This is a genomic window from Deltaproteobacteria bacterium, from assembly GCA_015233135.1.
GTDB lineage: Bacteria > UBA10199 > UBA10199 > JADFYH01 > JADFYH01 > JADFYH01.
The window spans coordinates 36,840-61,982 of record JADFYH010000015.1 but is presented as its reverse complement, the minus strand read 5'-3'; the positions used below and the strand labels follow the sequence as shown (position 1 = coordinate 61,982).

17 protein-coding genes are annotated in these 25,143 nt (G+C 47.2%); 9 read left to right on the top strand and 8 right to left on the bottom strand.

Going from position 1 to position 25,143, the window contains the following annotated elements:
• Window positions 1–240: 240 nt before the first annotated feature.
• Window positions 241–9,624 carry an AAA family ATPase gene (locus HQM15_06800; GenBank protein MBF0492472.1) on the top strand — a complete coding sequence of 3,128 codons (9,384 nt, stop codon included), beginning with the start codon at window positions 241–243 and terminating at the stop codon, window positions 9,622–9,624.
• On the opposite strand, the gene HQM15_06795 is transcribed toward HQM15_06800, so the two are convergent.
• Complete coding sequence (locus HQM15_06795) at window positions 9,597–11,588, bottom strand: hypothetical protein (protein ID MBF0492471.1); 1,992 nt, start codon at window positions 11,586–11,588, stop codon at window positions 9,597–9,599. The genes HQM15_06800 and HQM15_06795 overlap by 28 nt on opposite strands.
• A gap of 194 nt (window positions 11,589–11,782) precedes the next feature.
• Between HQM15_06795 and HQM15_06790 the strand changes: the two genes are divergently transcribed.
• On the top strand, window positions 11,783–12,244 hold the full coding sequence (locus HQM15_06790; GenBank protein MBF0492470.1) for a pyridoxamine 5'-phosphate oxidase family protein: 462 nt from the start codon (window positions 11,783–11,785) through the stop codon (window positions 12,242–12,244).
• Window positions 12,225–13,412 (top strand): radical SAM protein, encoded by a 1,188-nt coding sequence (locus HQM15_06785; protein MBF0492469.1) that lies wholly within the window; start codon window positions 12,225–12,227, stop codon window positions 13,410–13,412. The genes HQM15_06790 and HQM15_06785 overlap by 20 nt, the downstream gene beginning before the upstream one ends.
• 13 nt (window positions 13,413–13,425) lie before the next feature.
• On the opposite strand, the gene HQM15_06780 is transcribed toward HQM15_06785, so the two are convergent.
• The 6 genes from HQM15_06780 to alr all read right to left on the bottom strand — a co-directional run bounded on the left by HQM15_06780 (window position 13,426) and on the right by alr (window position 20,457).
• Window positions 13,426–15,165: a VWA domain-containing protein gene (locus HQM15_06780; protein MBF0492468.1), complete on the bottom strand. Its 1,740-nt coding sequence runs from the start codon at window positions 15,163–15,165 to the stop codon at window positions 13,426–13,428.
• 8 nt (window positions 15,166–15,173) lie between these two features.
• On the bottom strand, window positions 15,174–15,986 hold the full coding sequence (locus tag HQM15_06775) for a CbbQ/NirQ/NorQ/GpvN family protein (GenBank protein MBF0492467.1): 813 nt from the start codon (window positions 15,984–15,986) through the stop codon (window positions 15,174–15,176).
• A gap of 1 nt (window position 15,987) precedes the next feature.
• A complete protein-coding gene (locus tag HQM15_06770; protein MBF0492466.1) occupies window positions 15,988–17,325 on the bottom strand; it encodes a cbb3-type cytochrome c oxidase subunit I in 1,338 nt (445 codons plus the stop codon).
• 19 nt (window positions 17,326–17,344) lie between these two features.
• Window positions 17,345–18,052: a c-type cytochrome gene (locus HQM15_06765; GenBank protein ID MBF0492465.1), complete on the bottom strand. Its 708-nt coding sequence runs from the start codon at window positions 18,050–18,052 to the stop codon at window positions 17,345–17,347.
• A 537-nt stretch (window positions 18,053–18,589) separates the two neighbouring features.
• Window positions 18,590–19,351: an ABC transporter permease gene (locus HQM15_06760; protein ID MBF0492464.1), complete on the bottom strand. Its 762-nt coding sequence runs from the start codon at window positions 19,349–19,351 to the stop codon at window positions 18,590–18,592.
• Window positions 19,351–20,457: an alanine racemase gene (gene alr, locus HQM15_06755; protein ID MBF0492463.1), complete on the bottom strand. Its 1,107-nt coding sequence runs from the start codon at window positions 20,455–20,457 to the stop codon at window positions 19,351–19,353. The genes HQM15_06760 and alr overlap by 1 nt, the downstream gene beginning before the upstream one ends.
• A gap of 70 nt (window positions 20,458–20,527) precedes the next feature.
• Between alr and HQM15_06750 the strand changes: the two genes are divergently transcribed.
• Together HQM15_06750 and HQM15_06745 are read left to right on the top strand one after the other, a co-directional pair.
• Window positions 20,528–21,289 (top strand): MBL fold metallo-hydrolase, encoded by a 762-nt coding sequence (locus HQM15_06750; GenBank protein MBF0492462.1) that lies wholly within the window; start codon window positions 20,528–20,530, stop codon window positions 21,287–21,289.
• A complete protein-coding gene (locus HQM15_06745) occupies window positions 21,271–21,984 on the top strand; it encodes a hypothetical protein (protein MBF0492461.1) in 714 nt (237 codons plus the stop codon). Before HQM15_06750 ends, HQM15_06745 begins: the two co-directional genes overlap by 19 nt.
• On the opposite strand, the gene HQM15_06740 is transcribed toward HQM15_06745, so the two are convergent.
• A complete protein-coding gene (locus tag HQM15_06740; GenBank protein MBF0492460.1) occupies window positions 21,942–22,877 on the bottom strand; it encodes a class I SAM-dependent rRNA methyltransferase in 936 nt (311 codons plus the stop codon). The two genes, HQM15_06745 and HQM15_06740, sit on opposite strands and share 43 nt — an antisense overlap.
• 65 nt (window positions 22,878–22,942) lie before the next feature.
• Here HQM15_06740 and HQM15_06735 point away from each other — a divergent pair, with 65 nt between their 5' ends.
• The 4 genes from HQM15_06735 to HQM15_06720 are packed head-to-tail and all read left to right on the top strand — an operon-like array spanning window position 22,943 to window position 25,140.
• Window positions 22,943–23,233, top strand: a complete 291-nt coding sequence (locus HQM15_06735; protein MBF0492459.1) for a type II toxin-antitoxin system RelE/ParE family toxin — start codon at window positions 22,943–22,945, stop codon at window positions 23,231–23,233.
• A gap of 16 nt (window positions 23,234–23,249) precedes the next feature.
• Window positions 23,250–23,558 carry a HigA family addiction module antidote protein gene (locus tag HQM15_06730; GenBank protein MBF0492458.1) on the top strand — a complete coding sequence of 103 codons (309 nt, stop codon included), beginning with the start codon at window positions 23,250–23,252 and terminating at the stop codon, window positions 23,556–23,558.
• A gap of 54 nt (window positions 23,559–23,612) precedes the next feature.
• The gene (gene leuB / locus HQM15_06725) at window positions 23,613–24,767 is read left to right on the top strand and encodes a 3-isopropylmalate dehydrogenase (GenBank protein ID MBF0492457.1); all 1,155 of its coding nucleotides are present in this window, start codon (window positions 23,613–23,615) and stop codon (window positions 24,765–24,767) included.
• A 10-nt stretch (window positions 24,768–24,777) separates the two neighbouring features.
• Window positions 24,778–25,140, top strand: coding sequence for a clan AA aspartic protease (locus tag HQM15_06720; protein MBF0492456.1), 363 nt, complete (start codon window positions 24,778–24,780; stop codon window positions 25,138–25,140).
• Window positions 25,141–25,143: the final 3 nt, after the last annotated feature.

Here is a 25,143-nt window from a genome sequence, read left to right as displayed (position 1 = left end):
ATCATAGGCGAGGCTCCTTTCTTGTCCTTTTCAAACCAAGAAATCCTCGCCTTCTTTTTATCTCTAAGCAAAATTAAACTTTCCTTACTTTTTGCTCTTTTTTACCCCCAGTAATTAAATGCATCCTTTTTTAAAATATTCCGCAACATTATATCCCTAATGCCGATAACCCTTAAGACAGCTGCACACGCGGGGGTATGGTGCGGCTCTGCGGAAAATTAAAATCTTAAGGGGTTTTTTATGGTTCAACATGTCAACCTGGCAACAAGCCTCCACACAGACTTGCACACAGAAGCCACCCCAAGGGTTTCGGCCAATACGAATCCTTCGGATCCCCAGGGAGAGGCCCTGCGCCGGCTGGATCCTGCACATCTACGCATTCGATTAGAAGAAATGATTCGGGGAAGAGAAATTTCACGCAGCGATGCCCAAAGTCTGGAATTGAATTTGCTCAAGGAAAGGCGGCTGGGAGAAGTAACCTCTGTCCTTGCTCCCGTCTTGATGGAACGCTATGCGCTGAGATATCCCCAGGAAGGCTCGCGAGAGCTTCAGGCGAGAGTGCAAACGGTGTTGCAACACCTGGCTGAACATTATGTAGGGGCGGGCCTCAGTGCCCGCCCGTCAATTGAAGATCCCATTGCGGGCGACCACAGAGGGGCGCCCCTACTGGATGCCCTTCAACAAATATCCCACGATGCAGTCGTCGCTGATTTACTACACTCCCAGGATGAAACCTCTCAGGCCCTAGTCGCCTATCTGAACTCGGTCTCCGATTTGTCTTTGTCTTCGTCGGCAGTAGAGGCCCGAGGGATTTCTTTTTGTCAAAAGATGATCGAAGAAAATCGTGGCTTTGTGTCTGATCTTGAAACCATCACCTCCGAAGGCGTGATGAGGCTTGTGGAAGGTCACGCCGACCGAGTGGCCTTTGACCGTAGCGTGCAGCGCTTGAGACTGGACCTCTTTTCTACCCTTCATAATCTGAGAGATTTTGGAACCCGAGCCTGGCAGACGCGGGGAGAAAGAGCCGGAGTCATTTCGGTAAATACGATTCAGGGAATTCTGGAAGGCCTGCCCCGAGAAAGCAGCCACCGCGCTGAAATTCAGCATTTATTGCAAAACGATTTGCGATCGGCCGCCGGGGCCCTCGAGTTCAGACAAACCCTTCGCAGCGCCCTTCCCTTTTTAGCCACTACTCGCTTTGAAGCCATCTCCCCTTTGATAGGCGTGGGAGCAGCCATTGCGGGTAGCATCGCAACCTTAATCGCCACCCGGATGGGATTGGGAAGTCTAGGAGTGGCAGTCTGCAGCGGAGGAGTCAACGGGCTTTTCCAGGTGGTGGTACAAATGGGACATGAGTTCTACCTGGGACGTAGCCAGAGCCCCCGGGAAGTGATTGCAGAATTTGGAGAGGCCTTTGTGACCGGAGCCATGTGCGGAGTGGTGGCGGTGAAGATGGAGGGCTTAACGGGGAGAGTGGCACGCAGCGCCGTTTTGGGGGAAGTCTCAGAAACAGGAGTGAGAGAATTAAGAAGAGGCCTGATTCGGCTGCTGGGCAATCAGTTTCATTTCTGGAGCGATATTTTAACAGAATGTGGAATGGGTAGCATCGAGATTGTAAAGCATCTCTTGGGAGTCAATGAATCAAACAACCTCACTGCCCAGTGGTGGTGGCAAATAGGAAACAACGCCACCGGAGAATTGGCCGCAGATCCTCAGGGAGAATTTGGAAGACACTTTACCACCCGAATAGAAACCCGAGTCACCCAGCTTCAACTGCAAACCTTGCAAGAGGAGTTTGGGGAGGTTTTGCAGCATTTGTCGGAATTTAGTAGCCAGCAATTAGAAGAAAATCAGGCCCTCTCGAATGAAGACGCAGTGGCAATGGGAGATCCAGTGAGTCTCCTTTCAAGTGAATCCACTGGATCTCTCGCCATCGCTCGAGATGACAAAATAAACTGGCAGCTCGATCAAAACATTTTCCTCCCCTGGCTGCTTCAATTTCATCACAGTGGCGGAACCCTGGAGCAACTGCAACAGCACATTTCTGAAAACACAAGATTAGAAATTACCCAGGCGCTGGAACAGCTACAGATAGAACGGACAAGTCCCGAAGCCGCTGCAATTGGCACCCATCTGCTCATTCAGGCGATTGTGAATTCAAACACTGAGAAAAGGGTGAGTGTCTCTGCTATTGCAAATTATCTGGCATCCTCTGTCATCCCGGCGCAGGCCGGAATCTTCACGGGGATTTCACTGGATACAGGGGCAACAAATTCAATCCATGAAGATTCTGGCATTCGCCAGAACGACAAAACCAATGACAGAGGATACAGCCCCTTCCTCTTAAACCTCGTTTCCCGTTACGAACACGAGGAGCAGCACACTTATCTGAGCGAAGCAAAGAGACGCTTACGGATTATTGATCGAGCCCTGGCAAAAGTGCATGCGCCTGTAGAGCTTGCAACCCAACGATTGCGCTATCTGCTTGAGACCGAAAATATCTCGCGCAGAAATTTATCCCGTGCCGTGCAAAAGCGCGTGAGGAGAGAATTAGCCGAACATCCAACTCAAGAAGTTTCCTTTCCCAATACTCCCTCGCCCCTTGCGGGAGAGGAAAATGCGAGAGCATTTTCGGGAGAGGGGTCCACCTTAGCTCCACTTCATGAGGCAACTCCTCCCGCAGCCCCCTTGTACTCCCCCACTCCTTTGCCCAGTAGCACTCCAGCGAACTTCAGCCTTCCTTCCGAAAATGCAGAGAATGACAACGCGGCTCCCTGGGGACAAGGGGCACAGCAGGCACGAGCAACAGCAACAGGAGGCAGAACAAGAAGCGCCGACTGCAGGCGTACAAGGATTGCTGAAAACTTCAGCAGTTCAAAAAAAGAATCTCTACTCCCTGGTTCCGCAGCAGTGCTCCCCATTGCGGTCACGATGGGGCTGGCTACCTTGTTGGGAAGCCAAATGGCCCGATGCTGCCACACACAGGCAGTACAACACATGGGCCAGGGTTTTTGGTGGGCCTTAGGTGCCGCTTTTAGTGCAATTATAGGAATAGTAGCCGCTGCACCCAAGGCAAGTGAGCTTGCAAGTGAAACAGAGGATGACTCTGCCGTCTCCACCCCCATTGAAGTGCCTCTCTTGCAGGTAGGCATGGCCCTTTCAGAAAATTTGATCCGACAGATGAATGTCTTTCCCAATACCGTCAAAGAAGATTACGAAGAGGCAGGAAAAGGCGAACGGCTCGATCCCATCCATTTTGGTTTTAACCATATTGGCTGGTGGCTGGAAATGATTAAGCGAGACTCCATCGAACTGGGAACCCGTGCGGTCGTCTGGGGTGGCGAATTGCTTTTTGGCCGTTTTCAAAAGACCAAAGAAGAACGCCTTAAGGTGAAACGAGCCCTGGAAAGAATGGTGGAAAAAGAGGAGGTTCAAACCAAAGTTACTCTTCCCAGCCCCGCACTCTGGTGGAAACCGGTGCTGGATAGAATTCTTCTTGCCACAACAGATTTAGACGCCCTTGGGAAAGAGGCTGTTTTACTGGTTTTGCGCCAGGTTCATGATCCTGAAATTGTCACGGACTTTCTGGCTCAATTGAAAGAAAAGAATTTTGAGTTTGGTTTTGCAATAGAATCGGATCTGACAGATCCCGAGGTGAGTGTTGCCGAAGCTCCGGCCCCCGATTCACTGGCTGCTATAGCCGAAAGCCTGAAGGCAGATGCCCTGGCCCAAAAATATAAAGATGTGAATAACACCATCGAACCCCTCTTCTTGAGATTTGCCGCTCAAGAAGATTTGAAGGAAGCCATCGCCGGAATTCATCATTTGAAAAAAATTGTGGAGGCCCTCCCCTTGGATGGCAACCTGCCCTCGGAATTGTCCGGGATAGAAGCCGTGGGTCGTTTGCGTCGGCTTCCTCCAGAATCACACGTTTTAAAAGCGGGGCAACGTTATCAACTCGCTCAAAATTTCAAAATTGAACTCGACTATAGCATGGGGCAGATGATCAGTTTGGAAATTCCGGAGGGCCAAGACCAGATAAAAGTGTTCTACCCCGTTTATGATGAAAACAGCGGAAGCCTAACCCGTGTAGAAAAAGTTTTAGAGCCTTCTCCTACTCCTATTTCTTTTACTGCCTCCGTGGATTTTACCCTTGTCAACAATATCAAAAATAAAAAGGGTCCTTTTGTTTTGGTCCGCAATTCCAGCAATCCCAACCTTTACACCCTGACTAATCTGGAGTGTTACTGCGGGCCTGTTTCTGTAATCCCCCGACAAGTAATCTCTTTTGGCCGAGAAGGAGACAATCATATCCTTACACCCCAGGACGACCGAGTCAGTCGCAAGCATTTTAGGCTGACGCTGCGGCCTGACGGTACCTTGGACATTGTAGACAGGGATTCCAGTAATGGAACTTATTTTAAAAACAAGGGGGCACCTGACTCTGACTATAGCAGGTTGCCAGCAAATCGCTCTCAAGTTATCCCGCCTGGAGCCACCCTGTCTTTTGGCCGACAGTATTTGGAAGATAGACGAAAAAACTACAGCGCTGCAGCAGAAATTGTCGCTTCGGAAGAAGAGGGGCAAGAAAATATATGGATTTTAAGAAATGTAGAAAAAATGGAGGCGCCCAAAGAAGAAGCCAATCCCTTTATTATTAGCCCCGCTCAACGTTTCGAACTTACACCCGAAAAAGTTTTTAGCATTGGACGTCATTTTGCCTGTGATATTTCCATTGCAGATGCCATGGTCAGTGGCGAGCATTTAACGCTCCAAATTGATAAAGACGGACTCCTTAACATTGAGGACGACCATTCTAGCAATGGCACTCAGCTTTACCTTGCTCACAATGGAACTACCGAACAAATACGAAGAAAAACAAAAATAAAAATCCCCTATTTTAAACCTGTTTTTAACCCCACTCACAAGCGGGCAAATTGTATTCGAATTGGACACAGCACCATTCAGGATATTCGTTTAGACATTCATGCTGCTGCAGAGCTCGTACAAGATGCTGCCGATCTACAGAGCTGGTATATTCAAAATAAAGCAATCGCTAAAAGTTCCGGCACGACCAGTGACAGTGTCAGCTCCAAGCTCATCGGAATACCCAGCGGCGCCAAAGAGCTGGTTGCGAACAAGCCTTACTTTATGAATATTGAGTCTGCAGCTCTAAGTATGAATGAGAGCAACAATGAGGCAGAAATCAGTTTTAAAATGGATGCCCAGGGGAATTTGGAAATCACACGTTTAAAAAATCCCATCAATGGTGGTAGAAATGTAATGGTTATGAATGGCAGGATACTTGGTGGTGATTCTTTCAATGTCATTCAAATCACACGCTCTGCCAATTTGGCAGGAACTCAACCTCCCGTAGACTTCACAGGCACCCAAACTCTGGCCAAGGGGGATGGTTTAATCATTAACGGAAACAATTATCTCACTAATCAAATCACGCACACAGGGCCAGATTATCAAATGGCCTTCCTAAAAGATCCTAACCGAGCCAATTGCTGGATGATTCGCAGCGTAAAGAAAGACCCAGCCCTGAGCAATCCACAGGCCTTTAAGGCCCCCAAAAATTATTACAAGGAACTCCCCCGCCGCCCGCTGCATAGCATTCCCAAAGAATATCGCGGGCTGATTCCTCAAATGCCCAAGGTCGTGCTCTTTGCGCGTTTTTTGGGAATGCTGGATGAAATTGCCTCGCTCATTAATTTGAACAAAGCGGTCGCTATCCGTTTATTTGGCCCGCCAGGAACCGCCAAAACCACGCTCCCTGAAATCATCGCCTCTGCTATGGGTGTGCCCTTGCTTCGCGTGCCCTTCTCAAAACGAACGGATTCCGATGAACTCGTGGGTGTTTGGGGTATGAAGAAAGTGGGAGCTGTTTTGGCCCCCGTCTTCATTCCCGGGCCTTTGACCGTCGCCATGGAACATGGCTTTCATGCAGTGTTGGATGAACCCGATACGGCAAAACCGGGGACCCTGGCGGCCTTGAATAATATCATCCAGCACTCCGATTATTTTTGGACTTATGACGAAAAAGGAGAGCTGGTAAGAAAACCTGTTCATCCGGCCTTCCGCGTCTATGCCACCGAAAACGGTACCGGTCAGTTGGGACGCCATGACCATGGCCCCGATTTTCTCAGGCGTTTTGTATCGATGTATGTAGGCCCCTGGACCTTCGAGGAAACCCTGGAAGTGGTTGAAAAACTGTTTGCATGCCACAACAAAGGGAAGAGAAGATGGAGCCAGGATCTCTCTCAACGCCTGGTTGTTTTTCACGAGCACATGATCAAAGCTGCCCAAGGGGCGCCGCCTATCACTCCCCTGGGAAGTGGGGTGGAACAAAAAGTGGAATTTACCCCGCGCTCCATTTTGCGCCTGTCTCAACGTCTGGCGGCGAGCCCGCAAATCACCCCTGCGGTTTTAAACAGGGCCTTGCGCGCAGAATATATCCTGCCCCTGGCCGACAAGGCCGATAGAGACCGTGTTTGGGAGGTAATCAAAACCACCTTTAAAGATTATGCCACGGCCATGCACTGGCATGCAGAGGCGATAGGCCCTCAAAACATTCCTCAACCCACTCTCGAAGAAATTTACAAAAATTATCTTCCTGGCAGGGCCCTCGCTGCAAAGAGTTTTGTGTGGACTCGCCAAGCGCTCAATGTCGTGGATGAAATTTTATGGAATCACTCCCTGGGTGTCGACGTAATGTTGTTGGGCGAAGCTGGTGAAGGAAAAAGCACAATCCCTGAACAACTGGCCAAACTTTTGGGCTATGAATTTATCGACCACACCCTCAGCGCCAATAGCGATGAAACCGAACTGGTGGGAGGCTTGAGAAAAAATCCCCTCACAGGCGAATACAATTTTTCGCCAGGAAAAGTACACCGAGCGGTCACGAGACCCTCTGTGCTGCTCTTGGATGAATTTTTGCTGGCTGATCCTCCCAAAGTGGAAGGCATCTTCAACCCTTTGCTGGATAGCGATAAGGCCCTCTACTTAAAAAATCCTTATGCCCGTATTGAGAGAGACAAAAAATCACTCATCGTCATGAGTTCCAATCCCCCCTTTGGAAAATATGCCGGCCGCAATCAGCAATCGGGCGCGGCCATGAGTCGTGTGGCGGTGATGTATCTGATGGACGATTTTGGAATGAGCACCGGAGACCGGGCTGAAATTGTGAAGCACATGATGAACCAACCCGCTCCTCTGGCAGGTGCAGGCATTGCTTATCAAGAAAGAGTGTCAACTACTGCAGCGCCTGCTGTGGATGAGGAGGCAACAACCAACCCCGTGGGGCCTGCCGTGTTTAAAAATATCACGGCACAAGATCCAGGCCCAGAAGCTCAAGCGGTAACGCTGAATATCCATCCCGATTTTCAAACTCAGCAGTTTCAACTGCCTGCAAGGTTGGTAGTGGTTCAACAACAAGGGCAATGGGTTTATGCCGAAAGAGATGCCCGCGGGGCCTTGGTCCCCATTTCTGCTGCCACAAGAAAAAAGCTGGAGAGAGTTATTCGCTATCTCACAGAGAGAACTCAGCGGGAAATTATGTTGGCCACCGGCAAAGCTTTTAAAATTAATTTCAACTTGGGCGAGGAAAATTTTGCCAACCCTCAATCGAAAGAAATCACCATAGGCTTGAGCGATCTCCTCACCCGGCCCCTGAAAGCCGCGCTGGGCATTGGCAAGCACGAGTGGGCCCATCTAGTGATTGATGGAGTGGTGCCACGTTGGCATCGCAATGCCATCGATGGCTTTTTATTCAATGCGGCGGGAGAAAGACGCATGAATAATTTTGTGCGACGCATGGGTGAAAAGCTCATGGCAAAAAGCGAATTTGAAGAACAGATGACCGCCTTTGAAGGCACTTCGCAACCGAAAGCCTATACGGATGAATATTACCATAAAATGGGCCGCTATCTTCCCCACGAGCAATTCTGCTACGCCCTGGCCTATTATGCCTACCATGGGAATATCCCTTTGTGGGTTACGGACCCGGATGTGTATGAGGCCCTGGAAAAAGCCTGCCCTCTGCTAAAGCCGGCGTTTGAGGCCTTTCCTCAAGAAATTAATGCCCAGGAACGCCAGGATTGCCTGGACGAATTCTGCCGCCATTTAGAATCTGCTTATCCTATTTTTGAACAATTATTACCCAAAGGAATGAACTACGTTCAAAACCTGATTCAACAAATGTTGAACGAAGGAAAAACCCCTCAAGAAATTGTAGAACAGCTCTTAGAGCATTTAGAAGAGATGTTGGAACAAATGGCCCAGCAACAACAGGGGCAAGGCCAGCGACAAGGAGAAGGACAAGAATCCGAGGCCGAGGGAGACTCAGAAACAAATCCTCGTGTATCCGAGGAAGCAAAAGAAATTGCCCAGCAAGTGCTAGAAAATCGTGCCGAAAAAATGGCCGAAGAGTTTGAACCGCATTCTCCTGCCCTTAAAAGAATGAATAATGAAGAGGTGGCAAAGGCACGAGCCGCACAGCAAGAGCAAGACAGCGATGAGGCCGAAGAGGGAGACGCTGCGGGGGATGCAGCCGAAGGCCAAGCAAAACCCGGGGCAGCAAAACCGGGAAAGCCCGGAAGGCCTGGAAAGCCCGGAAAAGCAGGACCAGCAGCCCTGGATAAACAAAATAAAGGGGCAAGAGGCGAAGCAGAAAGAGAAAAAGACAGAGCCGCTCATGCGGATAAACAGGCAGAGGTAGCAGAGGCAGACGAAGCGGAAGCCGCAGAGGAAGCAGCCCCTCCTCCCGATATTGTCATGAGCCCTCAGGATTTAGAGGCCCTAAAGAATGCAATGCAGCAAGTTGAAGCCGCTGCAACACAAGACCTGGGACTTTTTGAGAAGCATCGCCCTAAAGATACAGAAACAAGTAATGCCTTGGCAGAATTGCATCGCCTCATTCCTCCGGACAATCCCAGTGAGCGAGATGGCCCGGTCGCTCGAGGCCCTCAAATGGATGTAAAGGCCGCGGCGCAAGACGAAATGAGAGCAGTGCCCACAGGCCGTGTCTTTCAGAACAATGCGGAGCCCGGACAATACGAGGCCCAAATCATCCTGGTTTCCGACGTTTCGGGTTCGATGGCCCCTGCCCTCAATCAGGCCCTGGCGGGGTCTGCCACGCTCATTTTCTTTTGCGAAACTCTGGGTATCGACTATGGAGAAATTGTGTTTGCAAATGGCGCAGAATGGACAAAACCCCTGGGGGCACCCACTGGGTCTTATCAAGAAAAAAACAAGGTACTGAATAAAAAGCAAGAAGCCTTCCATGCTATGGGAGGCGGTACCGACATTAGAAAGGCCATCGACAAGGCCTTGGAGGCCATGAAAGGCAACAACTCTGGCACCAAGATGATCATCGTCATTTCAGATGGAGACGATGGGTCTGACCATCATCGAAGCATGGAGCAAATTCAGGCCGACGCCAAAGCGACCGGTGTACAGATCATGATGCTTGCCATGGGGGCTTATGTCACCGAGCAAAGTTTGGATAGAAACTTCAAGGGCATGAATCGCAAAATCATTAAACAAGATGGTTCGGATATTGTATCGAGCATCATCGCCCTGATTAAAAAGGCTCAGGAAGAAAGATTAAGAAATCGATAAGCGAAGCCTCTTAATCTCAATCCCAGCAAAAGCAAAGGCGAAAATATCCAAACAACGCTGGCCGAGTTGGAGGAGGCTAGGGCCAGGCTGCAACTGCTGCTCTTGTCAGTACTTTCAGGGGGAGTGGTTCCAACCTCTGCGGCAGTATTCGAATTTTGTGCAGGATGCGCCGGGGCAACAGTAGGAGCAAGATCTGAACCAGAACTGGGAGTAGCAGCAGTGGGAGTGGGAGCAGCAGCCCCTGCGCCTCCTCCAGTTTCATCGCCACTCGAAGCGGAAGCAGGAGCAAGATGATCTGCTGTCGCAACGGCATTTGCGCTGATGTTGACAGCGGTGATGGAGTCAAAAGCTGCGGGATTATTTCCCGTAAAGGTCAAACGGGTGATGGCGGCCCCCACCGCGCTGGGACTAAAATCAAGACGAATAAAACAGGAATGAGTGGGTAATACATTGTTACACGCCTCTACACCCGCACTGCCCGGGTGCGCAGGATCCAGAGGGACAGCACTTGCACTAAACATGCCGGCAGGGGTCAGAACAGGGGTCAGAGTTAAAGGAAACTGGCCCATATTTTTGATTCGTACTAATTGTGAACTCGTGGTCCCCACAAGCACATCCCCAAAATTGAGAGTTGCCAAAGGCTGTTCGACAGGGGGTGTCCCTGCCAAATAAATAGGAATCAACAGGGGCGAGGCCTGCAAGGCCCCTGAACTGCAAGAAAATCCCAACGGACGTGCAACACCGCGTTGGTCATGGGTTACGGGGATGGGAGGCGCTGAAAGATCGTTGCAATCTTCTCCACTCACTTGTGTGTTGACCCGACTCTCTGCCAGAAGTGCCTGTGTGATGGTGGAGCCGCCATTGTAGAAAAGCAGGCCCAGCTTGGCGTCTTCGGGCGAGGTTGGGCTGCCTACAATTCCTGCTTCGGGAGGAAAATGACAGGCATCCGCTGCAATAAAATTGGTACCCAAATTAATAATTTCAGTTTGGCTGGGGCCTGCTGCCAGCAAAGGTGCAATATTGCAATCTCCCCATTCGGTAGTAGGAGTGGTCGGCGAACCCGTTCCATTCGCATTGCTAGCGACCAGAGAATTTTTCAAATCCAGAGAAGCCTCCCTCTCCAAATAAATTCCGGCTCCTCTTCCAGTGGTGGTGCGCTGGGCATTGGCAGCATTCACGCTCACCGTGGTAAAGGCCAGTTTATTGCGAGAACCGGCTACCGCATAAAGCCCACCGCCCCCTCCAGCGGCCCAATTAAAAGAAAGGGTGGTATTTAACAAACTTAAAAATCCAGCATTATAAATGCCGGCCCCATTGCCATTGCCCAAATCATCTGTTTCAGCAACGTTTGAGCTAATGCTGGAATCTTCTACTTTCAGCCGGCCTGAAGAAGTATTATAAATTCCTCCTCCGTTATTTGCCCGATTGTTCATGAGGGCAACACGGATCAGGTTGAGGGTCCCATTGTTATAAATGCCCCCTCCAAGAGTGTAAGTTTCGGCCCCATGTCCATTCACTATAGCCAAATCCTGCAAAGTAAACACCGATGCTGAATCGGACAAATTGACGGCTCCCCCTTCACCGCGTGCATCGATACGGGTGTCCAAGGCATTATGCCCCTGAATTGTGATAGGCATCCTCTCACCAGCAAAACTGCCATTAACTCTGGAATAATTTCCCACTGCGAGATGGATGGTCTTTGCACCAGACCCCCCCCTGGTTTTTGAGAGGGCAGCACCAATACTCAGGCAGGGCGAATCGGCACTGAGGCAATGATTCGAGTCATTGCCCGCAGGGCTTACATAAAAATCGGACGAAGAACTTTCCTCAGCGGGAGGAGCTTCGCCGTGTGCTTTAGAAGGGCCAGCCCGAAGCAAAGAAGGATTGCCAACATCGAAAAATAATACTGCTAATAAGACAAAAAAAGTTTTGCTCGACCGAATTGCTTTACACAAATATCCCATTTCACTCTCCCGATTTAATAGGGCTCAAAGAGCTCAAGCCCTCATTATTTTGAAGCAAATTCGGTTCCAGTTTGTATTGATAAAAAATGCCTGGAGTTGTTAAGCCCTGTAGGGGATTTGAAGTTGAATAGAGTCAGAAATTGTGTTCATTGGATGACAGGGGGGCAAATTTTTGACAGGGTTGCTAAGACGCTATGAACTCCACCCTCCCCCTCATTCAATTGATTCAAAAACACCATGTGTTCTGTCTTGCCAGTCAGGGAACGGCAGGGCCTCATGCCACCCCACTTTTTTATGCCTTTGATGCTGAAACGCGGCGATTCATTTTTAGCTCCGAATCCAGCACACGTCATATTCAGGAAATTGCCGTCTCTCCCTCTGTTGCCGCAAGCATCTACCTGGAAACCGAAGAGATAGGACTGATACAAGGTGCTCAAATCTGGGGCCGGGTGAATCTGGATAAAACTCAGGAGACAAGAGAAATCTATTTCAAACGTTTTCCTTTCAGCCGCGCCTTTTTGCTGGCAAAACCTGCCCATCAGTTCTACACCCTCCAAATGAGAAGGGCCCGTTTGATCGACAACAAACTGGGTTTTGGAAAAAAAATGGAATGGAGTTTTGAAGAAGGAAAAGAAGATGGCCCCCCTCCCTTTTAAAATTACTTTCAAAAACAATCAGTTTCTACTGGAACCCAAAGTCTTTATTGATGCTAAAGTGCAAAGCTACCTGCAACATTATCTGGATCGGGCAAGCCTGTATAAACGCATCGGCTCTTTTCAAAACTCCCCTGTCCTTTCCCTTTACCAAGCTCCTCTGGCAAGCCCAGTGGGAGCGCGTGCGCTGTGGATGAGGGCAAAACGACGTTTTGAGAATAAACGCATCCCGGCTACCGCCACCGTGGCGGTGAATCGCCATTGCCAATGCCTTTGCGAACACTGCTCGGCCCTTTTTTACAATCAAGCCTCCAAATCGGATCTCCCGCTGGATCAGCTCCAGACAGCACTTCATCAGGCGGTACACTTGGGGGTGACAAATCTCATCTTACTAGGAGGAGAACCTTTACTGAGAAAAGATTTAATTCATTTGATTGAGAAAGTGGATGCACAAAAATCGGTGGTGACCCTATTCAGCAATGGGGAATTCATAGATAATGACCGAGCGAAAGCCTTACAGCAAGCGGGTCTGATGGGGGTCTTTATTTCCATCGATTCCCCGCAGGCAGACACTCACGATGCGTTGAGACGTCGCGCGGGCTTGTTTCAAAAGGCCCTGCAGGGGATAGAAAATCTCTTACGGGAAGGCCTGCTGGTCGCGATTTCTTCTTATCTCAGCCCGGCACGGGTCCAAGAAGGCATTTTGGATGAAATGATGGAACTGGGCAAAAAGCTGGGCGTGCACGAACTGACTTTTTTTGACGCCATCCCCAGCGGAAAGTGGCTGCACCACACCGAGCAGCTGCTTCAAGAGAAAGATCGCCAAATAATTTTAAACCGAGTGCTCTACTATCGAAAACAGCCCACTTATCCGGGAATCTCGGCCCAATCCACCCTCACCAGCAAATCCGGTTCGGCCTTTTGTTTTGCAGGAAACACGCAATTCTACTTAACGGCCCACGGAGAAATGTGCCCCTGCGATTTCACGCCCTTGAGCGTGGGAAAATTCCCCGAAGAATCCATTGAAACTCTCTGGAATAAAATGATTCAAAGCGAGCCTTATTGCAATCGCGCAAAGAGCTGTCGGATGCAGGACGCAGAGTTTCGTAAAAAATATATTGATGGTATTTCGGCAGAAGAAGTGAATTTTCCAATTCCACTTTTGGATTGAGCAGAGGCTCTGCTTAACAGACTTTCAATCGGCAATAAAACTCACCTAATGCCCGAGGCAGTAATTCGGGTCTTGGTAAAATTTTAAAATTATTTTGCCCCAACATACGAGGCAGATAATGTCTGGCTTGAGACTCAACCGCCAAGGCATAAAGCTGAATACTTTTCTGATTCATCTCGCGAATGGCCTGGCGTACATCTTGGATCCCATACTCTCCTTCGTACCTATCGTAGTCATTGGGTTTAGCATCCGAAAGCAGGAGGATCCATTTTCGTTTGGCCTTCAAACCTTGAAGAATTTTACTGGCATGACGAAGGGCGGGCCCAATCCGGGTATAGCCTAAAGTATCCAGTGCCGCCAAACGACCCTGAGCTTGATTCCAGGAATCTTGAAAAGACTTGAGGGTGAGGTAGTCACAGTGATTTCGGGTTTGTGAAGAAAAGGCATCTATTTGAAAAGGGTCCCCCGCTTCGTACAAAAGTTCAGAAAATAAAAAAACGGAGTTTTTTTCCACCTCCAGAATGCGCTGATTCTGGGTAAAAGAATCGGTGGACAAACTGCGGTCTATCAAAAGAATAAGAGCAATGTCCCGCTGGGTTTTGCGAGAATTCAGATACACTTTTTCAGAGGGCGTTTTCCCTGCCGCCCGGTCTGCATAATTTTCAACGAGGGCATCCAAATCAATTTCCACTCCCTCACTCTGACGCTTGTGCAGTTCGCGTTCCGTCCAAAGGGATGAAAATTTTTTTTTGAGTTGTTTCAGGGTTATCCCATAATCTTGCAAGACTTTTTCTCTGAGAGGCGGATTAGTTTTTGTAAATTTTTGAGGGAAAACTTTACAGAAATTTTTACGATATTCTCGTTTTTGATAATTCCATTCGTCATAAGTTTCAAAGTAAGCCTCCCTGGATATTTCCTTGCTTTCACTCAGGGCCCCTAGCGATAAAAAATCGGCCTGGAGCATAGAGTGAGTGGTCTGATCCACACGAAGCAGCTGGCGCAGATCAAGCTCATTCAAGGCCTCGGCGTGAGCTTGCAAATCATCACTTCCATCGCAATCTCTCCAATTGCCTTTGAATTCTTCCAAGGTTTCCACTTTTTCGAAGCTGTGCCCTAGGCTGTAATCTTCCATTGCTTTTTGATTCAGTTCCAAAACTTCCACTTCTTCTCGAGGTTTGGATTTCAATTCGGTCAAAATTTCAGTTGGGAAAGAAATCTTTTCTGCGGGGGGTTCTTTTTTTTCTACGGCGCTAGAAACAGCCTTAGAACTCATCCAGTGCCCCCATAAATAATGGAGATTATCTTGAAGTGCAGTCTGGAGAGCTTGATAAATGTTTTTAAGGGAAGGGTATTCCTTAAAAAGTTGTTGTAGCACAAAGCCGCTCGTTGCCTGCGCCTGCCGGCGAGCTTCTTCGAGGGAAAAGGATTGATGATCTGGAAAATTGTAAGCCAATTGTTTTTGCATGGCTAAATAAGCCACGCGAAACAGGTAATAGCTTTCATTCTCTTCCCGAGAAGAGCCCAATGAAAAACTGCAAGGAAGAAAAAATACATCGTCTCGCCATCCTCCTTCTTCCTCCGCGGCCGTAATTTCAATAGGTCTCCCAGTCAGCACTTTGCTCAAGAGACAAAGCGGAGCTCTCAGTTCTTCCAATCTCACTGTTTGAGCCTCAAGTTTCGCCTCAACTTTGGGCGCACGAAGACGCCGGTAGAAGGAGGAAATTTTGCTGAAAAGAAGTTGGTCGAGTTCCATAAGAAATCTCAAAACACAAAGGCCACCAAATCCTTTAAAGCCTTCACCGTCTCTCGATCATCCGTGAGAGGCTCCAGAATTGCTACTTCACAAGCCAGTCGGGGTGACAAACCCGATTTTATTAGTTTGGCTGCATCGACCAAAAGACGAGTGGAGACAGATTCTGTCAACCCCAGCTCCACCAGATTTCTGATTTTGCCCGCGATTTGCACCAGGAATTTCGCTCGAACATTTTCAATGCCACTTTCCTGCTGAATAATTTCCGTCTCAATTTCCGCCTGAGGGGTATCAAAGTGCAAACTCACAAAGCGTTGTCGTGTAGAGGGTTTCAGTTCTTTGAAGCCTCGCTGATAACCCGGATTGAAAGAAGCAATGAGCATGAAAGAATCAGAGGCTTTCAAGGTTTCATTGTGGCGCTCCAGATAAAGTTCACGTCGGTAATCGGTCAGCGAGTGCAGTACCACAAGGGTATCGGGACGCGCTTCAGCGATTTCGTCCAGGTAAATCATCTTTCCTTCCCGTACCGCGCGGGTCAGCGGGCCATCTTGCCAAAGAGTTTCCTGATCTTTCAACAGATAACGCCCTAATAAATCCACCGCAGAGGTTTCATCGTGACAGGAGACGGTGATCAGCCCCACACCTAGCTTTGCAGCCATGTGTTCCACAAAGCGTGATTTCCCAGTACCCGTAGGCCCTTTGAGCAACAAAGGAAGCTTGTGTCGAAAAGCATGCTCAAATACCTCGCATTCCTTTTTGATGGCACGGTAATAAGGCAGAAAAACTTCCTGAGGATTAAGTTCTTTCAGCGCAGCATGACGCATCTTAAAGCTCCATTCCAAGGGCTTCGTCTTTCGGTGTTCTGTAACGGATAAAATTGATGATAAAGCAAATGATCCCCAGCGTGAACAAGCTTGCGGCAAGCAAAAGCCCCACAAAGTGCACGGAGATCTCTTTTTGTACGAGCAAAAAATCGAGACCTTCTTTGCGTTCCAGATAAACTTGGGCAATGCCGGCCACCGCAAAGGCAGCGGTCATCCCCAGCATACCGATGTTACTCAGCCAGAAACCCAGAAGTCCGGACATGGTGTTCCAAAGTTTTCTTCCCGTCAGCAAAGGCAGGGTGTAAGTGATGATGGCAAAAACCACCATGGCATAAGCGCCCCAGAAGGCCATATGAGCATGCATCGCGGTGATGAGGGTGCCATGCGTCCATTGATTTACTTGTGGCAAAGTGTGGGCGAAGCCCAGAAAACCTGCGCCGACAAAGGACATGATGGCACAGCCTATAGTCCAATAGAGGGAAATTTTATTGGGATGATTGCGCCCACTTTTTCGGTACATCGAAATGGCAAAGAGGGCCATCCCCAAAAATGCCAAAGGTTCAAGGGCTGAGAAAAAACCACCCACCCATAACCAATAGCGGGGGGTTCCGATGAAATAATAATGATGCCCCGTCCCTAAAATTCCTGAAAGAAAAGTGAGTCCGATAATCACATACAGCCATTTTTCGATCACTTCTCGATCCACTCCCGTGAGCTTGATCAAGAGGTAAGACAAGATGGAACCCAGGATGAGCTCCCACACCCCTTCTACCCACAAGTGCACCACCCACCAACGAAAGTAGGAATCGAAGGTTTGGTTGGTAAAATAGATCATTCCTGGCAGATAAAGAAGAGCGGCGGAAAGCAGGCCGAAGAAGAGCACCAGGCTTGTCGTGGAATGACGCTTCCCTTTCCACACCGTCATTCCAATATTGAAAATAAACATCAAGACATTGACGACTACCAGATAATCAAGAGGTCTCGGAATCTCTAAAAATTTTCGTCCTTCCCACCAGTTGAAATGAAAACCAATGATGGCAGTGACTCCCACCACGATGAGTGAGACAAGCTGCAGCACTCCGAGACGGAGAGAGTAGATTTCACGATCAGCCTCATCGGGAATAATAAAATAAGCCGCCCCCATGAAGCCGGTCAGCAGCCACACTACCAACAGATTCGTGTGCGTGGCTCGGGCAACATTAAAGGGAATCCAGCGATGCAACACATCAAAACCAATTCGGTCAAAGGCCATGATGAAGCCGTAGAGTATTTGCAAGCTCAGCAAAAGCATGCAGGTAGCGAAAAACCAGTAGGCTAGTTTTTGAGATTTAAATTTCATAGTATCCCTTTCATATTTCTTATTTTAACTCGGATAAAAACTTTACCAATTCCTCAATCTCCCCTTCACTCAAAGGCAATTTTGGCATGAGTGTTCCGGGTTTAATGGCCTGAGGATCGTGTAACCAGGCGTTGACATATTTTGAATCACGACGCGAAGCTACGCCATCGAGCGCTGGGCCTATCTTTCCGCCTTGTCCTCCCAGCGAATGACAGGCAATGCAAATTTGAGTAAATTTTTCGGGGGCTTTAGTCCTCGCAAGAGAGGCCTGAGCAGAGGCTTGACCAGAAGCTTGTCCCTGAGGAGCCGTGAGAATATTTGGCTTCGGAGGAAATCCATTGAGATCCATTCCTCCAATCCATTTAAAAAAAGCGATGAGGGCGTCTATTTCGGCATCACTGAAATTGTACTTCACCATCCTTCTCTCACCCGGGAACATCGCCTGGGGATCTTTAATGAACATCTTCATCCAAGCAGCACCACGTCGTTCATAAACCTTGGTGAGTTCCGGAGCATAGTAAGCCCCTTCACCCAATAGGGTGTGACAACCCATGCAGTTATTTTTGTCCCAGAGTTCTTTTCCCAGCATAACCTGGTTGGTCATTTGTGCTTGTTTAGTTTGCTCGGGCACCCTTCGAAGGGTGTCTACAGTGAGTGCAATAAAAAAACCGACAAAGATCAAAGTGCCGATTAAGAAAAAAATTCTAGCTTGAGATTTCGAAAGCATGCTTGCTCCTTATTTAAATAAAGTGCGCGGTATTTGATGCTTTGGTCAAATAGACTGAATAAGCTTTTTTATCTTTGCGTAAGCGCAACAAACATTATTAACTTGAGTTCCGCAGATTTTAAGAATCATTTTTTGCTCATTTTTGGCAAGTACCCATCTATAAAGCATTTCCCCTCTCCCCTTGAGGGAGAGGGTCAGGGTGAGGGGTATTTCTAGTGCACTCAGGATCACCCTCTCTCTGACTCTCTCCCCTCAAGGGCATAGGTATCTACACATCTTTTGGTATTGCCCCCTCTTAAGCTAAGAGGGGGTTGGGGGAGTTATGAAAAACCGTGCAAATTACAGTATTTTTGAGTTCAGCAAGATCTTCCATAACCCCTCCTAACCTCCCCTTAGCTTAAGGGGAGGAACAGCAGAGTCAATAAAACCCATAGTTTGCTGAGATGTGTAGATACCTATGCCTCAAGGGAGAGAGGACTTTTCAGAGTGGCTTCTTACTAAAATCTGCGGAACTCAAGTTATTAATGTGAGGAGGGTTTAAAACTTTGGGAACAACTCTAGCATCCAGGTTGTTAAAAAATAGTCCAGCACCAATATCGCCACCGATGAAATCACCACGGCACGCGTGGTGGAGCGGCCAACCCCTTCGGCACCATTTTTTGTATGAAAACCTTGATAAGTGGAAACGGCTGTGAGCACCAAGCCAAAAAGAGCGGCTTTAATAAGACCTTGAACGATATCCGAGGCATCTAAATAATAATCCAAACGACTTAAAAAAGGGCCTTCTGGAATTTCCAGATAACTCACGCCCACCCAGTAGGCACCCAGAAGTCCTACCACGTTGAATAAGCCCGTCAGCAAGGGCAACATGAAAATGCCTGCGATCAGACGTGGAGTCACCAAATACTGTATGGGATTCACCGCCATCGTGACGAGCGCTTCTACTTCTTCGTTCACCTGCATCGTTCCAATCTCGGCCGCCATTGCAGAACCGGAGCGGGCGATGACCATGAGTGCTGTAAACACAGGAGCTAATTCACGCGCCAGGGCAATTCCAACCGTAGCCCCCACCAGGGTTTGAGCACCAAACAATCCAAAGGCATAGCCGGTTTGCAGGGCAAAAACCCCTCCTGAAAAAACGGCCACCAAAACTACAATCCATGTTGATTTTACCCCAATCACTTCCATCTGTTTCAAAAAAACAGAAAAGCGAAAAGGGCGCCTAAACAACCAGGCAAAGGCCTGACCTAAAAAAACAAAGAATTCACCGATGGATTGGAGAATAGATTGGAAAGTCATTATTTTAAATACACCCTCGGCACCCTGGCCGAAATTCCACAAAAAATTTCATAACTAATCGTGTTGATTTTTTGCGCCAGCTCTTCGGCTTTCAACTCTTCCCCTTGCTGTTTTCCCAAGACAACAACCTCGCTTCCTAACTGCGCCTGAGGGATATCCGTAACATCGATTAGGGTGAGATCCATACAAACCCTACCCACCACTGGTGCCTTTTGCCCACAAACGAGCACCTTTCCACAATTGGAAAATTGGCGACTATAACCATCGGCGTAACCCAGGGCCATGACTGCAATTCGACTGGGCCGTGGGCAAATGAAGGTTGCCCCATAAGAGAGAGGGGATCCACTTGGAAAATCTTTTAGAGAAATAATCTGGCTTTTCCAAGCAAGAAGCGGTTGGAGTTGGATATTTTTTTGAAGCCTCTCATGGGGGTAAGCACCATAAAGAGCAATTCCAGGCCTGGCCCAATCGGTTTGATTCAGACGTTTTTCAATCAGCGCTGCAGAATTGGCCAAATGGTAGCAAGGAATATTTTTACCCTTTTGCCTTAAAAGTTTTTTTAAAGATAAAAAATTCTCAATTTGATTTTGAGAAGGCTGAGGATCGTTTTCATCCGCACGCGCCAAATGAGTGAGTAGGCCCTGTAATTTTAAATGGGGGGCTTTCTCGATTTGAGCTAAAATTGCGGGTATTTCATCCGAAAAAAATCCCAGACGCCCCATCCCTGTATCTACCTTGAGCTGGAAGGAAAGCTCTACTTTTTCCTGAATCAGAATCTTCAGGTCTTTTGGTTGAAAAATAACAGGAGTTATTTGATGATGAAAAAAATCCTGGGGACTAGCCCCTAACAGCCCCCCAAAACAAAAAAGCTCACACTTGATTCCAGCCTCTCGAAGTTGAAGGGCCTCTTCAAAAAGCGCCACACCTAATCCTTTTACTTTTTCTTCCATCAAAGCTTGTGCGACGTTAACAGCCCCATGACCATAAGCATTGGCCTTAATCATAGGAAGCAAACTGGCGATCCCTGCCTTCTTTTGGAGTTCCCTGAGATTGTGCCGGAGGGCAGCAAGATTAATTTCGCAATAACTGGGTCGGTAGGAATTCATTTTTTTGTTGAGGGAATTGGAAAATTAACGTTGTGTTGTAATGAATAGGAAGTAAAGGAGCACAAGTCTCATGTCAAAGCTAAACATCACCTTTGTCGGCCATGCCACCTTTTTAATCGATTTCTTTGGTGCCCGCTTTTTGACCGATGCCAATTTTTCGAAAAAAGTTCTTTTTGTTCCTCGTCAACAAGAGCCTGGCATAAATCCACGAGAGTTGCCGGATTTGGATGCTATGTTCATCACCCATGCTCACTACGACCATCTAGACTTGTTCAGTTATAAATATTTCTCGCTCAAAACCCCCCTGATTGTTCCGCTGGGTCTAGGCAAGTTTATTAAAAAGCATCTCCCCAATCCGGTGATTGAAATTCCCACTTGGGGGGAAGTTCAAGTGGGAGATTTAAGAATTTTCAGCATCCCTGTCAAACATCGAAGTTTCCGCCTCTCGGGGCTTGCCTGGAGAGACATCACGGGATATGTTATCGAAAAAAATGGCTATAAAATTCTTTTCCCCGGCGACACCGCCTACGGCGATCATTTCAAACAAATTGCCAATCTGCACCAAATTGACGTCGCCCTGCTTCCCATTGGCGCTTATGAACCCCGTTGGATTATGAAAAATCGCCACATGAATCCATCCGATGCACTCAAGGCCTTTCAGGATCTCAAGGCAAAATATTTTATCCCTTATCATTTTGGGGCCTTTCGCATTTCAACCGAAGCCTTGGAGGAACCTCTTTATCATTTTGAAAAACTCTGCAAGAATGAGAGCGAAAATGCCATTCATGTATTGAAACCTGGTGAAAGGTTTGAATGCCCCAGCAAGATATAAAAGAAGAATTTTTTCAAATTTCTATAAGCTTATTTTTTTCAATTTATATCCTTCATAAAATTATTCAACGCATTGATCTTTGCCAAAAGCAATCCATCCCCTTCGATTTTTTCAATTGGGCAAACTGGATCTTGGTTATTTTCACCTTCGTTATTTTTGCCTTTATCTATGCATTCCGCGGCCCGGCAATTTCTAAGGCGAAGGGATTTAAAGAAGTCTGCTTTCCCCCCCTACTTATTTTTATTCCCATTCTTGTTTATGAATCCATTCACTACATTTCGCTTTATCCCAGTTTATTAAAGCCTCTGATTTTTCTGAGGACAGATTCCCTGCTTTTTATTTTCGCCAATGGTGTCATTTTACTGGGCAATGCCCTGAATATTTACTCCCTCCTTCATTTGAGAAAATCTTTTAGCATTCTGGTTCAAGCGCGAAACGTGGTGCAAAGCGGCCCTTACCGCGGGATACGTCATCCTCTCTATCTGGGAGAGTTTTTGGCAACCATAGGTTTTATGATGACTGCCCCCTCTATTTTCAATCTACTTTTCACCTTCTTATTTATTTTTCTCCAAAATATTCGTGCAAAAATAGAAGAGCAAAAACTAGTCAAAACTTTTCCGGAATATGAGGATTATCTCAAGCGTACGAATCGTTATTTTCCGATCAAACAAGCTTTCAAATGGGGCTCTTTTTGATAGAGAGGAAAATCAAAAGATGGGCCTAGATAAGTAGGTTTTTGCAGTTTTTCTTCCCGCAAAACATTTTCAACTCGAAGAGAAAAATCTCTAAAATTCATCTTTTGGGCATTCAAAGAAAAAAGAAGTTTCCCTTTTGAGGATAAAATACTCAGACAAGCTCCAAGTAGATCTTCCAAATTTTTCTCCATGGAAAAAAACCCATTTTTAGAACGCGAAAAGGTAGGAGGATCACAAATAATAAGATCGAATAATTCGTTCTTCTTTTCCAGTCGTTTTAGACAACTCACTGCATCGAAGGCAATGAGCTGAGATCGATTCAAATCCAGATTGTTCAAAATAATATTTCTCTTCGCCCACTCCAAAGTTTTTTTGGAAAGATCGACAGAGACGGCATTAGACGCCCCACCGGCCAGTGCAGCAATGGAGAAAGATCCCGTGTAGCAGAATAAATTGAGTACTTTTTTATCTGAAGCAAGCGATTGAATGAGTCTTCGATTGTTACGCTGATCCAGAAAAAGCCCCGTGTGATTGTCTTCTCCCAGATGAATTTCATATTTTAGATTGTTTTCGAAAATTTCGTATCTTTGTAGGGGCAATTTATGAATTGCCCGTACCTGCCTTCCCGAATAATCCCACCAATAGAAATCTACCGTGTCATTTTGCCAAAGTTCTTGGGCGATATTTTTTAAGGCGGATTCAAAAAATGGGATTTGTTTGAAATATTGTTTCTCTTTAATAATTCCATGAAAGGCCTGAGGATAGACCTCAATCGTTAGTCCCGGGAATCCATCAGCCACACCGTGGATAAGGCGAAAGGCCTGGAGCTTATAACGTGTCACCTCTTTCTTGCGAAGTGAATAGGCTTTAGTAATTTTATGGAGGAGTTCCAAAATAATATCCTTTGCCCGATAAAAACTTGCCTTATATACCTCAATTAGGTATATAATCAAATCCGATGCCCATACAATCATTTACAACGTCTGAACTCCAAGAATTTTACGAAACTGGAAAAGTTCCTAAAAAAGCGGAATGGCAAAAAATCAAGAAGATTGTAGCAAGAAAATTTGACATGCTGGATTATGCCCATGTCCTTGAAGACTTGAGATCACCTCCGGGAAACAAATTAGAAGCATTAAAAAACGATTTAACGGGATTACACAGTATTCGGGTAAATGATCAATGGAGAATCGTTTTTGAATGGACACTGCAAGGCCCGGCAAAAGTTCGAGTGATCGATTATCATTAAAAAATGGAGACAAAAAATGTTTAAATCAAAAAGAAAACCAACAAGTCCTGGAGAAATCTTGCAAGAAGAATACCTAACCCCCTTAGGTCTTACTCAAAAACAATTAGCGGATCATATCGACTACGATGTCAAGGTGATCAACCGATTAATTAATGGTCGAACTAGAATAAATGCCCCTCTCGCCTTGAAACTTGCAGCGGCCCTGAATACCAGTCCCGAATTCTGGTTAAATGCTCAAAAAGCTATCGATATTTATGAAGCCTCTAAAAATATTGGAAAGCTTCCTCGAGCTCTTATAACCGATGGACATCTCTCTTATGCCTAAAGAAGAATTCAATTCTTGCCTGCACAAATCAATCCTGCTATCGGCCGCTTCACTATGACACAAGCACACAAAATCGCCGTACTGGCGGGTGACGGCTCCGCTCCTGAGTTTATGGCTGCAGCCCTAAAAGTATTGGAGGCAGCAGCTCAAAAATTTTCTTTCAAATTGGACTATCACGAGGCCCTCGTTGGAGGTGCTGCTTACGACAAATACAAACACCCTCTTCCTCCCAAAACCCTGAAAATCACCGATAGCTGCGAGGCCATTCTTTTTGGGTCGGTGGGACGCGACGACTTGCCTCAAGGCTTGGTCGAAAAAGAAGGGCTGCTGGCCCTCCGAAAATATTATGGTCTTTTCGCTAATCTGCGACCTGCCACTATTTACGCGCCCTTGGCGGTTTCCTCCTCATTAAAAACAGAACGACTCGCGGATGAAAAGGGAGATACCGGTTTTGAAATTTTAACGGTTCGCGAACTGGGTGGCGGCGCCTATTTTGGGGATAGAATCCGCATGGAAGATACCGGCGGAAAATACGCCGCGGACAACATGAAATACAGCCGTGAAGAAATTGTCCGCATCCTGAAAGTAGGGTTTGAAGTGGCTCGCAAACGCAAAAAAGTTTTGCATTCCATCGATAAAGCCAACGTGCTCGATTCCTCCAAACTTTGGCGTAGTATTGCCAACGAGCTCGCCCCGGAATATCCCGATGTAAAACTCATCCACCAATATGTCGACAACGCCGCCATGCAGATTGCCACCTGGCCCAGGCAGTTCGATGTCATTGTTACTGAAAATTTATTTGGAGATATTTTGAGTGATCTTTCTGCCGCCATTACCGGGTCGCTAGGCCTTCTTCCCTCAGCTTCTTTGAATGAAAAGGGTTTTGGTATGTATGAACCCTCCGGAGGAACCGCGCCGGACCTTGCAGGGCTAGGTATCGTCAATCCCATCGCTCAAATTCGCTCTGCAGCAATGATGCTTTCTTACAGTTTTAAAATGGAAAAGGAGGCTCAGGCGATTGAGACTGCAGTAAAACAAGCCTTGGAGGGTGGTGCACGGACCATTGATATTTGTGGGAAAAAAGAGGTATTCGAAAAAGTGAGGCTGCCTCTTGCCGCAAAGGATAAAATTGCAGTACAAAAGATTTTGCAGGAGTATAAGGTTCTGAGCACCGATGAGATGGCTGCTCATATTATTCGGCAATTATAATGGAGTCTTTATGGGATTTACCTATGTCACCGTGGAAGTCAAAGCGCTTCATAAAAATAAACCAAAATTTTCGGATGAGTTTATGGTGGATACAGGGGCTATCGATTGTTTGATCCCTGGAAAAATTTTAAAAAAATTGGGAATCCCCGTCGCAAAAACACTCGAATATGAAATGGCAGATGGGTCTCTGCATAAATATCCGGTTGGTTTTGCAAGAATAGAATTTATGGGAGAAGAAACAGTGACACAGGTTGTTTTTGGTCCCGATGATTGTGAGCCATTGCTAGGCGTCGTGGCCCTTGAAAATACAGGTTACGGAGTGGATCCTATCACTAAAACATTGAGGAAAATGAACGCAAGGCCTCTCAAATAACGA

What these genes read in the sequence shown, in the direction of transcription:
- HQM15_06800 (MBF0492472.1), top strand. Translation starts at nt 241, where the DNA reads ATGGTTCAACATGTCAACCTGGCAACAAGCCTCCACACAGACTTGCAC.
- HQM15_06795 (MBF0492471.1), bottom strand. Translation starts at nt 11,588, where the DNA reads ATGGGATATTTGTGTAAAGCAATTCGGTCGAGCAAAACTTTTTTTGTC.
- HQM15_06790 (MBF0492470.1), top strand. Translation starts at nt 11,783, where the DNA reads ATGAACTCCACCCTCCCCCTCATTCAATTGATTCAAAAACACCATGTG.
- HQM15_06785 (MBF0492469.1), top strand. Translation starts at nt 12,225, where the DNA reads ATGGCCCCCCTCCCTTTTAAAATTACTTTCAAAAACAATCAGTTTCTA.
- HQM15_06780 (MBF0492468.1), bottom strand. Translation starts at nt 15,165, where the DNA reads ATGGAACTCGACCAACTTCTTTTCAGCAAAATTTCCTCCTTCTACCGG.
- HQM15_06775 (MBF0492467.1), bottom strand. Translation starts at nt 15,986, where the DNA reads ATGCGTCATGCTGCGCTGAAAGAACTTAATCCTCAGGAAGTTTTTCTG.
- HQM15_06770 (MBF0492466.1), bottom strand. Translation starts at nt 17,325, where the DNA reads ATGAAATTTAAATCTCAAAAACTAGCCTACTGGTTTTTCGCTACCTGC.
- HQM15_06765 (MBF0492465.1), bottom strand. Translation starts at nt 18,052, where the DNA reads ATGCTTTCGAAATCTCAAGCTAGAATTTTTTTCTTAATCGGCACTTTG.
- HQM15_06760 (MBF0492464.1), bottom strand. Translation starts at nt 19,351, where the DNA reads ATGACTTTCCAATCTATTCTCCAATCCATCGGTGAATTCTTTGTTTTT.
- alr (MBF0492463.1), bottom strand. Translation starts at nt 20,457, where the DNA reads ATGAATTCCTACCGACCCAGTTATTGCGAAATTAATCTTGCTGCCCTC.
- HQM15_06750 (MBF0492462.1), top strand. Translation starts at nt 20,528, where the DNA reads ATGTCAAAGCTAAACATCACCTTTGTCGGCCATGCCACCTTTTTAATC.
- HQM15_06745 (MBF0492461.1), top strand. Translation starts at nt 21,271, where the DNA reads ATGCCCCAGCAAGATATAAAAGAAGAATTTTTTCAAATTTCTATAAGC.
- HQM15_06735 (MBF0492459.1), top strand. Translation starts at nt 22,943, where the DNA reads ATGCCCATACAATCATTTACAACGTCTGAACTCCAAGAATTTTACGAA.
- HQM15_06730 (MBF0492458.1), top strand. Translation starts at nt 23,250, where the DNA reads ATGTTTAAATCAAAAAGAAAACCAACAAGTCCTGGAGAAATCTTGCAA.
- leuB (MBF0492457.1), top strand. Translation starts at nt 23,613, where the DNA reads ATGACACAAGCACACAAAATCGCCGTACTGGCGGGTGACGGCTCCGCT.
- HQM15_06720 (MBF0492456.1), top strand. Translation starts at nt 24,778, where the DNA reads ATGGGATTTACCTATGTCACCGTGGAAGTCAAAGCGCTTCATAAAAAT.